At 68.7% G+C, this 12,982-nt stretch carries 18 protein-coding genes; 5 read left to right on the top strand and 13 right to left on the bottom strand.

Features of this window, described 5'->3' with window-relative positions; translation table 11 throughout:
• Window positions 1-31: 31 nt before the first annotated feature.
• A complete protein-coding gene (locus VF522_RS22840; RefSeq protein ID WP_330910634.1) occupies window positions 32-418 on the top strand; it encodes a hypothetical protein in 387 nt (128 codons plus the stop codon).
• Here VF522_RS22840 and VF522_RS22835 read toward each other — a convergent pair.
• The 3 genes from VF522_RS22835 to VF522_RS22825 are packed head-to-tail and all read right to left on the bottom strand — an operon-like array spanning window position 415 to window position 3,008.
• Entirely contained in the window at window positions 415-1,476 is a 1,062-nt protein-coding gene (locus tag VF522_RS22835; RefSeq protein WP_330910633.1) for a tellurite resistance/C4-dicarboxylate transporter family protein, read from the bottom strand. The genes VF522_RS22840 and VF522_RS22835 overlap by 4 nt on opposite strands.
• A gap of 56 nt (window positions 1,477-1,532) precedes the next feature.
• Window positions 1,533-2,297 carry a metallophosphoesterase gene (locus VF522_RS22830; protein ID WP_330910632.1) on the bottom strand — a complete coding sequence of 255 codons (765 nt, stop codon included), beginning with the start codon at window positions 2,295-2,297 and terminating at the stop codon, window positions 1,533-1,535.
• A 9-nt stretch (window positions 2,298-2,306) separates the two neighbouring features.
• Window positions 2,307-3,008, bottom strand: a complete 702-nt coding sequence (locus VF522_RS22825) for a CBS domain-containing protein (RefSeq protein ID WP_330910631.1) — start codon at window positions 3,006-3,008, stop codon at window positions 2,307-2,309.
• Window positions 3,009-3,107: 99 nt separating this feature from the next.
• Here VF522_RS22825 and VF522_RS22820 point away from each other — a divergent pair, with 99 nt between their 5' ends.
• Window positions 3,108-3,968: a LysR family transcriptional regulator gene (locus VF522_RS22820; protein WP_330910630.1), complete on the top strand. Its 861-nt coding sequence runs from the start codon at window positions 3,108-3,110 to the stop codon at window positions 3,966-3,968.
• Between the two features lie 22 nt (window positions 3,969-3,990).
• Here the strand turns inward: VF522_RS22820 and VF522_RS22815 are convergent, their stop codons facing one another.
• Window positions 3,991-4,407 carry a PAS domain S-box protein gene (locus VF522_RS22815; RefSeq protein WP_330910629.1) on the bottom strand — a complete coding sequence of 139 codons (417 nt, stop codon included), beginning with the start codon at window positions 4,405-4,407 and terminating at the stop codon, window positions 3,991-3,993.
• Window positions 4,408-4,413: 6 nt separating this feature from the next.
• Window positions 4,414-5,061 (bottom strand): RraA family protein, encoded by a 648-nt coding sequence (locus VF522_RS22810; protein WP_330910628.1) that lies wholly within the window; start codon window positions 5,059-5,061, stop codon window positions 4,414-4,416.
• A gap of 175 nt (window positions 5,062-5,236) precedes the next feature.
• On the opposite strand from VF522_RS22810, the gene VF522_RS22805 reads away from it, so the two are divergent.
• The gene (locus VF522_RS22805) at window positions 5,237-5,677 is read left to right on the top strand and encodes a hemerythrin domain-containing protein (RefSeq protein ID WP_330910627.1); all 441 of its coding nucleotides are present in this window, start codon (window positions 5,237-5,239) and stop codon (window positions 5,675-5,677) included.
• A gap of 94 nt (window positions 5,678-5,771) precedes the next feature.
• On the opposite strand, the gene VF522_RS22800 is transcribed toward VF522_RS22805, so the two are convergent.
• Together VF522_RS22800 and VF522_RS22795 are read right to left on the bottom strand one after the other, a co-directional pair.
• On the bottom strand, window positions 5,772-6,158 hold the full coding sequence (locus tag VF522_RS22800; protein ID WP_330910626.1) for a hypothetical protein: 387 nt from the start codon (window positions 6,156-6,158) through the stop codon (window positions 5,772-5,774).
• 4 nt (window positions 6,159-6,162) lie between these two features.
• Window positions 6,163-6,435, bottom strand: a complete 273-nt coding sequence (locus VF522_RS22795; protein ID WP_330910625.1) for a GIY-YIG nuclease family protein — start codon at window positions 6,433-6,435, stop codon at window positions 6,163-6,165.
• A gap of 72 nt (window positions 6,436-6,507) precedes the next feature.
• On the opposite strand from VF522_RS22795, the gene VF522_RS22790 reads away from it, so the two are divergent.
• Together VF522_RS22790 and VF522_RS22785 are read left to right on the top strand one after the other, a co-directional pair.
• Window positions 6,508-7,137 carry a hypothetical protein gene (locus tag VF522_RS22790; protein ID WP_330910624.1) on the top strand — a complete coding sequence of 210 codons (630 nt, stop codon included), beginning with the start codon at window positions 6,508-6,510 and terminating at the stop codon, window positions 7,135-7,137.
• Window positions 7,138-7,171: 34 nt separating this feature from the next.
• On the top strand, window positions 7,172-8,392 hold the full coding sequence (locus VF522_RS22785; protein ID WP_330910623.1) for a serine hydrolase: 1,221 nt from the start codon (window positions 7,172-7,174) through the stop codon (window positions 8,390-8,392).
• A gap of 24 nt (window positions 8,393-8,416) precedes the next feature.
• Here the strand turns inward: VF522_RS22785 and VF522_RS22780 are convergent, their stop codons facing one another.
• The 6 genes from VF522_RS22780 to VF522_RS22755 all read right to left on the bottom strand — a co-directional run.
• Complete coding sequence (locus tag VF522_RS22780; protein ID WP_330910622.1) at window positions 8,417-8,935, bottom strand: tetratricopeptide repeat protein; 519 nt, start codon at window positions 8,933-8,935, stop codon at window positions 8,417-8,419.
• Window positions 8,936-9,029: 94 nt separating this feature from the next.
• Window positions 9,030-9,668: a peroxiredoxin gene (locus tag VF522_RS22775; protein WP_330910621.1), complete on the bottom strand. Its 639-nt coding sequence runs from the start codon at window positions 9,666-9,668 to the stop codon at window positions 9,030-9,032.
• Between the two features lie 138 nt (window positions 9,669-9,806).
• Window positions 9,807-10,826, bottom strand: a complete 1,020-nt coding sequence (locus VF522_RS22770; protein WP_330910620.1) for a TRAP transporter substrate-binding protein — start codon at window positions 10,824-10,826, stop codon at window positions 9,807-9,809.
• A gap of 37 nt (window positions 10,827-10,863) precedes the next feature.
• Entirely contained in the window at window positions 10,864-12,156 is a 1,293-nt protein-coding gene (locus tag VF522_RS22765; RefSeq protein WP_330910619.1) for a TRAP transporter large permease subunit, read from the bottom strand.
• A gap of 5 nt (window positions 12,157-12,161) precedes the next feature.
• Window positions 12,162-12,662 carry a TRAP transporter small permease gene (locus tag VF522_RS22760; protein ID WP_330910618.1) on the bottom strand — a complete coding sequence of 167 codons (501 nt, stop codon included), beginning with the start codon at window positions 12,660-12,662 and terminating at the stop codon, window positions 12,162-12,164.
• The coding region (locus tag VF522_RS22755) for a gluconokinase (protein WP_414709575.1) at window positions 12,659-12,982 on the bottom strand (324 nt) is incomplete at its 5' end. The genes VF522_RS22760 and VF522_RS22755, both read right to left, overlap by 4 nt.

Below are 12,982 nucleotides of genomic sequence, written 5' to 3'. Positions count from 1 at the left end.
CGTGGCGCTCGCCGGGACGGCGCTTCCGACGATGCACGTCCCCGTCGTGCTGACGGCGGACCCGCTGCGGCTCGCCCGCTTCTACGTGCATGCGCTGGAGTTCGAGCTGGCCCAGCACATCGTGGGCGTGTTCGCGTCCTTGCGCAGCGCGTCCTTCCCGCTGCAGGTATGGGGCCGCCGGGACGCGCGGCCGGCTCGCACGCGCATCGTGCTGGAGGAAGGCGATGCGCCGATCTTCGACATCCACCGGCACCTGTGGCGGGTGGCGCCGGCATTGCTGGACGGCTCCTCGCCGCAACGCACCTGCTGCGGCGCCTGGCAGTTCCGCCTGACGGACATCGACGGCAACCAGCTCGTGTTCATGCAATGGGCCGGCAAGGCGGCGCGGGCGGCGGCCCCGCGGGCTGGCGTTGACTAGCGCGACCCGTCCACCGCGGCAGCTCCCGCCTGCCACAACTGCCGCAGCAAGCCGAATGCGGTGAGCAGCCAGGCCGCCGCCGCGACATAGAAGAAGCCGCGCGCCACCGGCGCCAGGAAGCGCAGGCCGAGCGCCACGGAGACCTGGTGCGTCGCGGCCGAATACATCCCGAGCGGGAACACCGCGCCCCAGTAGCCCACGTCGTAGTGCAAGGGATAGCGGTGGTGCAGGTAACGCCAGATGGCCAGGCCCGCGAGCAGCGGGATCCACCAGGTGCCGACCGCCCAGTACAGGAGGCTGCCGCCGGCGAGCACCGGCAGCAGCCCGGAGAGGAAGGGCGCCCCCGGCGCATGCGCGACCAGCAGCGCGCCGGCCAGCGCGGAGATCGCCATCGCGCCCATGTTGATCCAGTACGTGGGCGCCAGGTCTCCCGGCTCGAAGCGCAGGAAGGCGTAGCGGTAGAAGATCAGCGAGATCAGCCACACGTAGACCATGCCGCCGCACAGCCACATGGCCAGCGCGGCGAAGTTCAGCGTGAGGCGCACCGGCTGCTGCGCCGTGGCCGCGAGCAGCACCGTCAGCACGGCGATCGATTGCGTGGCGACCACCAGGAGCAGCCACGAGCCGCTGATGCCGGCGGCCAGCAGCGGCTTGTCGCGCTGCACCGTCAGCGCGATCAGGATGCCGTAGGTAAGTGCGACCCAGAGCAGTGCAGCGATCGCGTCCAGCAACGCGCCGACCTCGCCATTCCAGCCGAGCAGCAGCCACAGGCTGCCCAGCACCGAGGTGCCGGCGACGGCGGTCAGGAAGCCGGGCGCGCGCTGGTGGCTGCGCAGGTCCTCCAGCATGCGGTCGCGGTACCGGGCGAGGCGGCCGACGTTCATCGCCGCGACGGCGGCCCACGCGAGGAGAGCGACCACCAGCAGGACGCGGCCCAGGCCCTCGTAGTGCTGCTGGTACGCATCCACCCCGAGCACGCCGGTGGCCATGACGATGGCGAAGTTGGCGGGCGAGAAGCCGGCGAGTGAAGGCGCTTCGGTTCGTTCGGCGGGCAGCATTCCGCGAACTATAGCGACCGGCACGCCGCCAGGACCGGCGCGAATAGGGGCCCAGCTCAGGCGATCTCGATGCAGAGGTCGATGTCGAAGGACGGGTTCTCGTCGCCATCTTCCCGGGCGTAGCCGCGCGGATTGCAGACGACACGGGTACCGCGCAGCTCGTAATCCACGCTGTGATGCATGTGGCCATGGATCCAGCACGCCACGGCAGGGCGGCCCAGCAGGTGGTCGAGATGCGACGCGAAGCAGGCGTTCAGGGACGAGCCCAGGAAGCGCGGCGCCACGCTGCGGGCGCTGGGCGCATGGTGCGTGACGACGACGGTGGGGCCGCTGAAAGGCAGCCGCAGCTGCCAGGCGAGCCACGCGGTGTTGCGCCGGCACAGGGCCGCCGCGTCCAGGGGGGTGAACAGCGCCTGCCGGCGTTCGTCCAGGTGGATGCGGCGGAAGTCGTGCATCTTCTCGAGCGCTTCACGCACCGCGGTCTCGCGTCCCTCGCCGTCGCCATCCAGCAGGTAGTCCGACCACAGCGTGGAGCCCAGGAAACGGATGCCACCCAGGCACAGGCTGGCGTTGTCCAGGATGCGGACCTGCGTGCCGGCGGCGAGCGTGCGCAGTTCGTCGAGCACCCCGGGCAGCGATCCACCGTAGAACTCGTGGTTGCCGGGAACGTAGACCACCGGCTTGCCGAGCGCGCGCGCCCACGCCATCGCCGGCCCGGGCCGGCCGATGTCGCCGGCCAGCACGTAGGCGTCGGCGTCGTTCGCCGGCGTCCGCTGGGGGGCGCGCGACAGGTGGAGGTCCGAGACGATGCCCAGTTTCACCAGGTGCGATCAGAGCATCACGGAAAGTTCCGCGATCGGCCGGCGATCGTCGATCACGTGCTGCACGCCGGGAACGTTCTCCGCCGCGACCTGCGAGGCCTGCCGCTGCGATTCGTTTTCGAAGTAGCCGGTGAAACGGACCACGCCCGCCGCGACCTGCACCTCGCAGAGGCCGGCGGTCCACCAGTCCTGTGCGGCCAGTTCGGCGGCCAGGGCGGCGCGGATCGTCGCGTTGCTCGTGTCCGCGCGGTCCGGCGCTTCCTGCCGGCTCCCTTGCGCCAGGGCCCGCACGAGATCCGCGCAGGCGACGATGCCGACCATGCGATGGTCCTTCACGACGGGCACGCGGCCGATGCGCTTGCGGTCGAAGACGGCCGTGATGTCCTGCAGCGATGTCCGCGGCTCGACGACGATGACGTCGCGGGTCATCACGTGCACGGCGCAGCGTCCATGCGACTTGACGTACCAGTCGGGCTCCGACGTGGATCCGACGACGCGGCGCCACCAGGCCTGCGTGTGGCTGCGTCGTTCGGTTCCGAGTTCCTGCCGGTGCAGGAGGTCCTTCTCGGTCACGATCCCGACGATCTCGTCCCCCGACACGACCGGCACGCCGCCGAAGCGCCGTTCGCGCAGCAGGGAGGCGATCTCGACGACCGGCGTCTGCGGTCCCACCACAACCACCGGCGAGCTCATGATGTCGCTGGCATTCATGCTTTCTCCTTCACCGTTCCGGATCAATATAGGTTTCGGACCCGCCGCGGTAAAGCGACTTATATTGGACCCAGCCAGCAAGAAAATTGGAGGCAAGCCATGGACATCGCGCTGGCGCGAACCTTCCTGGAGGTCGTCGCGCAGGGCAGCTTCGTCGCCGCGGCGCAGCGCCTGCACGTGACGCAGACCGCGGTCAGCGCCCGGGTGAAAAGCCTCGAGGACCAACTCGGCACGCCGCTGTTCCGCCGGCACAAGTCGGGCACCGTGCTCACGGCCGCCGGCGAGCGCTTCCTTCCGTACGCCTCCTCGCTCCTGCAGCTCTGGGAGCGGGCGCGCCACCAGATCGCCCTGCCGCCGGGAAGGGACGGCGTGGTCGTGCTCGGCTGCGAGCCGAGCCTGTGGGATCCGCTCCTGCGGCAATGGCTCGAGTGGATGAAGCGCGAGGCGCCGGAGCTCGCAGTGCGCGCGGAGATCAGTTCGTCGGGCAAGCTGCTGGAGCAGATCGCGAACGGCACGCTGGACATCGCCATCGTGTATGCGCCGCACCACCGGCCGGGCACCCGCGTGGAATTGCTGATCGAGGAAAAGCTGGTGCTCGTCACGACGGACGCGGAAGCGTCCCCGCCCGAAGCGCACGAATACGTCTACGTCGACTGGGGGCCGGAGTTCGGCGAGCAGCACCGCCTGCTGTACCCGGAATGGTCGCGCCCTTCTCTGTCGTCCGACTTCGGGCCGCTGGTGCGGGAATACCTGCTGTCGATGGGCGGCGCGGGCTACTTCCGCCTCGGCGTGGTCCGCTCCCATATCGAATCCGGCAAGCTCAGGCGCGTGCCGGGCGCGCCCGAATTCCCGTACCCGGCCTATGCGGTGTATTCGGAAGGCGCGGACGAGGCGATCCTGACGCGAGCGCTGGGTGGCCTGCGCCACGTCGCCGGCGCGCGTGCCGCGCCCTCGCAATGACGGCGGACCTCGGTCGGATCCCTCAGCCCGCGGGGGGCGCGGCGCGGGCGGCGCGTTCGCGTTCCATGCGTTCGGTGGCATCGCGCGCCACGGCCACCGAACCGATCACTTGGCCGGCGTCGTCCTTGACCAGCGCGAAAGTCATCTCGACGTACAGCCGCTGGCCGCTCTGGTGCACGGCCCGCGTGACGGTGGGCCGGCCCGCGAGCCGGGTGCGGCCGCTGGCGAGCGCCGCGTCGAAACCCTTCCAGTGCGCGGCACGCAGGTGCTCGGGGATGATCAGGTCGAGGTTGGCGCCGATCGCCTCGGTCTTGCCGAAGCCGAACAAGGCTTCCGCCGCAGCGTTCCAGCGGGTGATCGTGCCTTGCGTATCGGCGTAGACCACCGCATCGGTGGTCTGCTCCAGGATCCGTTCGGCGAGTTGCTCGGATGCGGTCATCGTGTCTTAGAACTTCCCGAATTCCAGGTAGGCCTGCTGCGGATCGACGCCCCGCAGGATGGCGCTGCGCACCTTGTTCTCGGCGGCGATCGCGAGCTCGGCCTGCTCCACCACCTCCGCCACGCGCGCCTGCGGGATGCGCACGAGGCCATCGCGGTCGCCGAGCAGGTAGTCGCCCGGCGCGATGATGACATCGCCGATGCGGATGTCGACGTCGACCGCGCGCGGCAGCCAGTAGCCGACGATGTCGCGCGGCGTGCATCCGCGCGACCAGGTCTCGAAGCCCATGGCAATGAGGAAATCGACGTCGCGCACGTAGCCGTCGGCCACGCATCCGAGCACGCCCTTGTTCTTCAGCGTCTCGGCGGAGAGCTCGCCCATGTGGGCCACCACGCGGTCGTTGGGCTGGCTCACCCAGAGGTGTCCTGGCTTCGCTTTCGACAGCAGGCCGGTCCAGGCGAGCAAGGTCTCGTGCGGATCGGCGCGCGGGTCGACGCGGCCGTCGATGGTGAAGGCCGGACCGGCGAGCCGCCGCTCGGGGAACAGCGGACGCAGTTCGGCCGGCAAGGTGAAATCGCGCATGCCCATCGCGCGCATCACGTCGTGCACCACGCCCGTGTAGCACTGCGCGAGTCGTTCACTGGTCGGGTCCATGCCAATCCTTCCTGCGGGGCCTCAGGTGTAAGCGAAGCCTCCGCGGCGGGCCATCGTGGTTTTCCTGAGCCTGCGGTCCCGTAGGCCGGCTACTACACGAAGCGGCGAGGGCCGCGGTGGCCGCCCGCGGCCGGTGCGCGTTACCTTGGTCCATCGACGACTCAGGAGAATTCTGATGCCTCAACAAGACGCCACCCTATTGCTGGACGAAGACCACAACCAGGCGATGCGCCTGTTCGAACAGTACAAGGCCGCCCACGACGGCCGCCGCCAGCAGACGATCGCCGCGGAACTCTGCCAGTCGCTGCTGGTGCACATGCAGATCGAGGAAGAGATCTTCTATCCCGCCTTCCAGAAGGCGACCGGCGACCAGCAGCTGCTGCAGGATGCACGGCGCGAACACAAGGAAGCCCGCGAACTGATCGCGCGGATCCAGGCGGACCGGCAGAACGCGAAGCTGATGCTCGACCTGGAAGACGCGATCCTGCACCACGTGAACGACGAGCGGGAGAAGATGTTCCCGAAGGCGAGGTCGGCGGCGAACCTCAACCTGATGCAGCTGGGGCAGCAGCTCGAGATGCGCAAGAGCGAGTTGATGGAGGCGCATCCGGCTTGAGGATGGTGGGCAAGCGAGCTTGCCCACCCTACGCCCGTGACGACGGCTCCTGCCCCTTCGTAGGGTGGGCAAGCTCTGCTTGCCCACCACGCACTCACTCCAAAGCCTTCCACTCCGGAATGCAATGCCGCGCCAGCGCGGTCACCCAGAACGGCTCCTTCGGATCGAACGCCAGCCCGAATCCCGGACTCACCAGGAACCCGGCGCGCTCGAACGCCTCCGGATCCTGCGCCTGGATGAACGCCGCCAGGCTCGCGAACGGCACCGACACATTGCCCAGCGTCAACACCTCCGCCTCCGCGGTCACCTCCTCGAGCCGGCCGCAGTCCTGGAAGCGGTACACCACGTCGCCGTAGTCCAGCTCGTGCAGCCCCACCCCATTGCGCTGCGCTCTCCAGGGCTTGCCGCGTGACTGGAGGATCTCGTCGGTCGACACCGAGAACGGCGTCCCGTCGACTTGCTCGTACGGCAGTAGCTTCATCGCCTCAGGCCCCCGCCGCTTCGGCGAAGAAGCCGACCTTCTCGCCGCGCGAGCGCGCCTTGAGCCGCAGCTCCGCCCGCAGCGCATCGGACTTGCTCGGATATTCGCGCGCCGCGATCACGCGCAAGGGTGGCCTGGCCCGCGTGAACTTCGCGCCGACGCCGAAGAGGTGCTGGTAGAAGCGCCGCTCCACGTCGATCGCAATACCGGCGTAGTACACGCCGCCCTCGCATTCGAGCAGGTAGAGCCAGTAGGGTGCGGGAGCGATAGCGGTCATCGGTGACGAACGGCAGCTTAGCCGAAAGCCGCTAGCATCGAGTTCGTTCGCTGCCGGGAGACAACGGGTTTCATGATCAGGAAGGCAATCCACTGGGTCCTGCTCGCAGCCGTGTTCGCGGCCGCGGCCGCCGCGTGGTGGACCCGCGGTCCCCGTGAGGAAGCGCTGGCCGTGCTCGATCCCGCGCGCATCGTCCTGCTGCGCACGCCCGGCGGCTTCCTCGAAGTCGGCGCGCTCGAGAAGGTCGAGGAGTTCGGCTGGAGCTCGCGCTACACCTGCCCCCTCGTGGACTGCCCCGCCCTGCTGGGCCCGACCATTTCGCGCATCCGCGTGCGCGCCCACTACGTCTACCGTGTTCCGCTCGCAGCCGAATGGCAGCTCGTGCGCGAGGGTGACCACTACCTGCTGACGGTGCCCGAGCCGCAGCTGCAGGCACCGGTGGCCTTCCACACGGCCGACATGCAGATCCAGACGACGGAAAGCAGCTGGCTGTCCCCGCCCGCGGCGCCCAACCGGGAAGCGGTGATCCGGCATCTCGGCCCGGAGCTCGCGCAGCGCGGCGCCGACCCCGCCTACCTCCAGGCGCAGCGCGGCAACGCGGAGAAAACGGTGCAGGAGTTCGCGCGCAAGTGGATGCTCGAACAGGGCCGGCAGGCCGCACTGCCCCTCCGGGTGAGGTTCCAGGGGCCGGATCCGCGTTGAATCGTTCAATGGTCGATCACCAGGAGCCATCGCAGTGAAAGCCAGGAAGATCGCGCTCGGGGTGTTCGCCGCCCTCGTCGCCGCCGGGGCCGCCGGCTGGTTCAGCCTCGACCAGGAAACGCGCGGCTTGCTGAAGACGGTGCCGACCAACCGCGACCTGCTGTTCTGGAGCCAGCCGCAGCGCGACGCGGCCTTCCGCGCGCTCGACCGGTTGCCGGTGCTCGCGAAGTCGCGCGTCATCCCCGCGGGCACCACGCCGCGGCCGCTGCCACCGGGGCCGCCGCTGAAACTGCCGGTGGACGTGGACGCCTACATGGCCGGCCAGCGCAGCGCTGGCGTCGTCGTACTGCACGACGGCAAGCTGCGGCTGGAACGCTACGGCCTCGGTTTCGACGCGAACGGCCGCTGGACGAGCTTCTCGGTGGCGAAGTCGATCACGTCCACGCTGGTCGGCGCGGCGATCCGCGACGGCCACATCCGCAGCATGGACGACAAGCTCACCGACTACATCCCGCAGATGAAAGGCTCGGCGTACGACGACGTGAGCATCCGCCAGCTGCTCACCATGACCTCGGGCGTGCGCTGGAACGAGGACTACTCGGATCCGGAGTCGGACGTGGCGCGCTTCAACAACCACAAGCCGGAAGAAGGCGTGGACGCGCTCGTGAGCTACCTGCGGCGCCTGCCGCGCGAAGCGCCGCCCGGCACGCGCTGGAACTACAGCACCGGAGAGACGAACCTGGTCGGCATCCTCGTGAGCCAGGCGACGAAGAAGCCGCTGGCCACCTATCTCTCGGAAAAGGTCTGGGTGCCTGCCGGCATGGAACAGCAGGGCACCTGGATCCTCAGTCGCACAGGACAGGAGATCAGCGGCTGCTGCATCCAGGCCGCCACGCGTGATTTCGCGCGCTTCGGCCAGTTCATCCTCGAGGGCGCGCGCGTGAACGGCCAGTCCATCGCGCCGGAAGGCTGGCTCGCCGAAGCGACCACCGAACGCGCCGCCATCGGCCGGCCCGGCCGCGGCTACGGCTACCAGTGGTGGACCTACGCCGACGGCAGCTTCTCCGCGATCGGCATCTTCGGCCAGGGCATCTTCATCGACCCGAAGCGCCGGATCGTCGTCGCTTCCAATGCGAACTGGGCAGGTGGCGCGCGCGACCGCGAGGCGAGCGCGGCGCGCGAGAACTTCTTCAGGGCGGTGCAGAAGGCCGTCGACGACGAGCGCGCGGGCACGCCGGCGGTGGCGCGCCCCTGAAACGACCCGCTCGGCGGCTACTTCTCACTGTGCCGCTGCAGGAGCCCCGGCCGTCCGCGACCGCTTGTACTGATCGATGCTCTGCTTGAGGTCGGTGAATTCCTTGCACTTGAAGAAGCACAGCCGGTCGAGCTCCTTCAGTTCCTGCTCCGCGCGCGGCAGGTCGTTCATCTGCAGGTAGGCTTCGCCGAGGTACTCGCGGGCGCCGCGATGCTTCGGGTTGATCTTGAGGGCCTTGTCGTAGGCCTCGAGCGCCGGCTGCATGCTGCCGGTCTGGCGGTGGGCGTGCCCCAGTTCGTTCCAGCCGTCGGCGTCCTCGGGCTTGCGCTGCGTGTAGGCGCCCATGCGCGCCACCACTTCCTTCCAGTCCTTGCGGGCGACGGCCTGCATGCCGGCGGCAAAGTCGGGATCGCTGTTCTCGCGGCTGCGGGCGGTGTAGTCCCCACCTCCTCCGCCACCACCGCCCCCGCCACCGTCGGCCAGGACGGCGGCGGGCCAGGCCAGGACCGCGCTGCACAGGGCAGCGAACAGTACTTGCTTCATGTCAGCTCCTCTACGTCAGTGGATGCGCGAGGCAGCTTAGTCCCGGCCGGGGCCGCGTGGCGAATCCCTACCGCCGACGCAGGTTATGCGTGCCTTACTTGTTCGGCTGGGGCGTCAGGCGCAGGTAGGGACGCACCGCGCGGAACCCCTTGGGGAAGCGCTCGGCCAGCTCCTTGGGGTCGGTGATGCTGGGCACGATCACCACGTCGTCGCCCTGCTTCCAGTTGGCGGGCGTCGCCACCTTGTGGCTGTCGGTCAGCTGCAGCGAATCGATCACGCGCAGGATCTCGTCGAAGTTGCGGCCGGTGGACGCCGGATAGGTGAGCGTCGTGCGGATCACCTTCTTCGGATCGATGATGAACACGCTGCGCACCGTGGCATTGGCCAGCGCGTTCGGGTGGATCATGTCGTACAGCGTGGCCACCTTGCGGTCCGCATCCGCGAGGATGGGGAAGTCGACCGTGGTGTCCTGGGTCTCGTTGATGTCCTTCACCCAGCTGCGGTGCTGCTCGACGGGGTCGACGCTGACGGCGATCGGCTTCACGCCGCGCCTGGCGAATTCGCCCGAGAGCGCCGCCGTCCTGCCCAGCTCGGTGGTGCACACCGGGGTGAAATCGGCAGGATGCGAAAACAGCACCACCCACGCATTGCCGGCCCACTCGTGGAAGTGGATCGTGCCTTCGGTGGAGTCCTGGGTGAAGTCGGGGGCGGTGTCGCCGAGTCGCAAGGTCATGCCGGGGTCCTTTCTGGGGAGGAAGGCGGCCATTGTGCGAAGGGCGGGAGCGGCGTGCAAAGAATATCGCGTTGTGAGCTTATTCCAGGCCCATGAAAAACGGGCCCGAAGGCCCGTTTCCCTTGTCGTCGCCGACGCTTACTTCGCGCCGCGCAGCTTCTTCAGCTCGCCCTGGGTCTCGTTCCACAGGTCCTGGCCGACTTCGGCGGCGATGGTGCCGTTGACCTTGGCCAGCTTCTCGCGCATGCGGGCGGCTTCGGAGGCGGGCAGCTCGTTGACCTGCATGCCCTTGGCCTTCAGGTCGGACAGCGCCTTGGCGCCTTCGTCGCGGGTGTCGCGGCGCTCGAAGTCGCGCGAGGCCTTGGCGGCGTCGCTCAGGATCTTCTGTTCGTCCTTCGACAGGCCGTCCCACCACTTCTTGGACACGGTCACGATCCACGGGCTGTACACGTGGTTGGACACCGTCAGGAACTTCTGCACCTCGTAGAACTTGGAGGACAGGATGGTGTTGTACGGGTTCTCCTGGCCGTCGACCGTCTTGGTCTCCAGCGCGCTGAACAGCTCCGAGAAGGGCAGCGGCACGGCGTTGGCGCCCAGGGTCTTGAAGGAGTCCAGGTACACGTTGTTCTGCATCACGCGCAGCTTGATGCCGTCCAGGTCTTCCATCTTCTGCACCGGACGCTTGCTGTTGGTCAGGTTGCGGAAGCCGTTTTCCCAGTAGGCCAGGCCGACCAGGCCCTTGGCCTGCAGCTTGTCCATCACCTTGGTGCCGACCGGGCCGTCCAGCACGGCGTCGGCTTCGCGGGCGTTGTTGAACAGGAAGGGGGTGTCCCAGATCGCCATTTCCTTGGTGATGCCCACCAGGGTGGCGGTGGAGCCCACCATCATTTCCTGCGCGCCGCCGATCAGCGCCTGCTGCATCTGCGTGTCCGGGCCGAGGGCGGCGGCGCCGATGGCGCGCACCTTCATCTTGCCCTGCGAGGCCTTCTCCACCTGCTCGGCGAAGAACTTGGCGGCACGGCCCTGGTTGCTCTGCTCGTTGAGGCCGTAGCCGAAGCGGATGATGCGCGGCTTGATGTCGGCGGAGTAGCCGGCCACGGGCGCCAGCAGCGCCGCGCCGGCGGCGGCCACGAGGAGGGTACGACGGAAGAAGTTCACTTGCATCTCTTTCGAAAGGAACAAAGGAAAACGAGGTTCAGCGCATCCACGCGACCGGCGCGGTGACCAGCTGCGGGAAGACGACGAACAGGGCCAGGATCAGCACGTAGGTGACGAGGAAGGGATTGACGCCCTTGACCACCTGCAGCAGCGGCAGCCGGCCCACGCCCGCCACCACGTTCAGCACCGTGCCCACCGGCGGCGTGACCAGGCCGATCGAGCCGTTCAGCACGAACATCAGGCCGAAGTACACCGGGTCGATCCCCGCCTTCACGGCGATGGGCAGCATCACCGGGGCGAAGATCAGGATGGTGGGCGTCAGGTCCAGCGCGGTGCCGATCAGCACCAGCACCACCATCATCACCGCCATCAGCAGGCGGGGATTCTCCACCAGCGGGCCGAGCCAGCCGGTGAGCACCGCCGGCAGGTCCGCCAGCGTGATCATGTAGCTGGCCACCTGCGCGCCGGCGCACAGGAACATCACGACGGCGGTGGTCTTGGCGGCGCGCACCAGCACCGGGCCGATCTCCGCCAGGCGCATCTCGCGGTAGACGAACAGCGACACGGCCAGCGCGTAGAAGGCCGCCACCACCGCCGCCTCGGTCGGCGTGAAGACGCCCGACTTCATGCCGCCGATGATGATCACCGGCATCAGCAGCGCCCACAGCGCGCGGCCCGTGATGCGCATCCGCTCCTTGACGGGCACCGGCGGCTCGCCGACCACGTCCATCTTGCGCAGCGCGAGCCGCCAGGCCACCACCAGCGCCGCGCCCATCATCAGCCCGGGGGCGATGCCCGAGAGGAACAGCGCGGAAATCGAGGTGTTGGTGGTGACGCCGTAGATCACGAACGCCATCGACGGCGGGATGATCGGGCCGATCACGCTGCCGGCGGCGATCAGGCCCGCGGACGTCGCCACCGGATAGCCGTGCTTGCGCATCATCGGCAGCAGGATCGACGACATCGCCGCCGCATCGGCCAGGGCCGATCCGGACATCGCCGACAGCAGCACCGCCGCGCCGATCGCCACGTAGCCCAGGCCGCCGTGGATGTGGCCGACCCACGCCTGCGCCATGTCGATGATGCGCTTGCTGATGCCGCCGGTGTTCATCAGCTCGCCGGCCAGGATGAAGAAGGGCACCGCCAGCAGCGGGAAGCTGTCGACGCCCGCCACCAGGTTCTGCGCCAGCAGCTGGGTGTCCCAGAAGTTCAGCGCCCAGGCCATGCCGGCGCCGGTGAGCACCAGGGCCAGCGCCATGTTCATGCCGATGCCCATCAGGGCCAGCATGCCGACGATGAAGACGATGAAAGCGAGGGCTTCGGAGGACATTGCCATCACTCCATTTCCACTTCGTGGCCCAGGTCCAGCGGTTCGCGCTTGACGAGCTCGATCAACGCCATCACGCCGATGGCGACCGCGGCCAGCAGCGCCGGCAGCGGCAGCAGCGCCGTCGGGTACTTCAGCACGACGGACTCGCTGTCCAGGCCCACCACCACCTGCTGCCAGGCGCCCCAGCCCAGGAGCACGCAGGCCAGGATCACCAGCAGGCGGATCACCACCGTCATCACCGCCAGGGCGCCGGGCCGGTCCTTCAGCATGGCGACCAGCGAGGTGAAGGCCATGTGCTCGCCCGCCGGATAAGCCGCGGTGGCGCCGATGAACACCATCCACACGAACAGCAGGCGCGAGAGCTCCTCGCTCGCCGCGATGCCGCTGCCGAAGCCGTAGCGCAGCACGACGTTGACGAACACCGCCAGCGCCATCACGCCGAGGCAGGCGGCCATCATGAAATTGCTCAGGCGCTGGAAGCGCCCTTGCCCCACGGGAAGATTCATGGAGTGTCCTTGTCTTGCAGCCAGGCACGCACCTGCGCGGCGAGGCTGTCCAGGGGCGCGAGCGCGTCGACGCGCAGCACGCCCTCTTCGCCCACCGGCGATTCCAGCGTGGCGAACTGGCTGTCCACCAGGGTGGCCGAGAAGAAATGCGATCCGCGGCCGGACACGCGCTGCTGCGCGGACTCGCGGGCGATGTCGAGGAACACGAAGCGGAGGCCGGGCGCGGCCTGGCGCAGCTGGTCGCGGTAGGCGCGCTTCAGCGCGGAGCAGGTCAGCACGACGCCCTGCGTGTGGGCCGCGAGCTGCTGGCCCAGCACGAC

It is taken from the genome of Ramlibacter sp. (genome assembly GCF_036383835.1).
Taxonomy (GTDB): Bacteria; Pseudomonadota; Gammaproteobacteria; order Burkholderiales; family Burkholderiaceae_C; genus Ramlibacter.
This window is presented reverse-complemented; position numbering and strand designations above follow the sequence as displayed.

Bases quoted from the DNA above. Each gene is read 5' to 3' on its own strand.
- VF522_RS22835 (WP_330910633.1), bottom strand. From the start codon at position 1,476: ATGCTGCCCGCCGAACGAACCGAAGCGCCTTCACTCGCCGGCTTCTCG.
- VF522_RS22795 (WP_330910625.1), bottom strand. From the start codon at position 6,435: ATGACCGCTATCGCTCCCGCACCCTACTGGCTCTACCTGCTCGAATGC.
- VF522_RS22760 (WP_330910618.1), bottom strand. From the start codon at position 12,662: ATGAATCTTCCCGTGGGGCAAGGGCGCTTCCAGCGCCTGAGCAATTTC.
- VF522_RS22800 (WP_330910626.1), bottom strand. From the start codon at position 6,158: ATGAAGCTACTGCCGTACGAGCAAGTCGACGGGACGCCGTTCTCGGTG.
- VF522_RS22820 (WP_330910630.1), top strand. From the start codon at position 3,108: ATGGACATCGCGCTGGCGCGAACCTTCCTGGAGGTCGTCGCGCAGGGC.
- VF522_RS22815 (WP_330910629.1), bottom strand. From the start codon at position 4,407: ATGACCGCATCCGAGCAACTCGCCGAACGGATCCTGGAGCAGACCACC.
- VF522_RS22810 (WP_330910628.1), bottom strand. From the start codon at position 5,061: ATGGACCCGACCAGTGAACGACTCGCGCAGTGCTACACGGGCGTGGTG.
- VF522_RS22780 (WP_330910622.1), bottom strand. From the start codon at position 8,935: ATGAAGCAAGTACTGTTCGCTGCCCTGTGCAGCGCGGTCCTGGCCTGG.
- VF522_RS22790 (WP_330910624.1), top strand. From the start codon at position 6,508: ATGATCAGGAAGGCAATCCACTGGGTCCTGCTCGCAGCCGTGTTCGCG.
- VF522_RS22825 (WP_330910631.1), bottom strand. From the start codon at position 3,008: ATGAATGCCAGCGACATCATGAGCTCGCCGGTGGTTGTGGTGGGACCG.
- VF522_RS22805 (WP_330910627.1), top strand. From the start codon at position 5,237: ATGCCTCAACAAGACGCCACCCTATTGCTGGACGAAGACCACAACCAG.
- VF522_RS22765 (WP_330910619.1), bottom strand. From the start codon at position 12,156: ATGTCCTCCGAAGCCCTCGCTTTCATCGTCTTCATCGTCGGCATGCTG.
- VF522_RS22775 (WP_330910621.1), bottom strand. From the start codon at position 9,668: ATGACCTTGCGACTCGGCGACACCGCCCCCGACTTCACCCAGGACTCC.
- VF522_RS22840 (WP_330910634.1), top strand. From the start codon at position 32: ATGCACGTCCCCGTCGTGCTGACGGCGGACCCGCTGCGGCTCGCCCGC.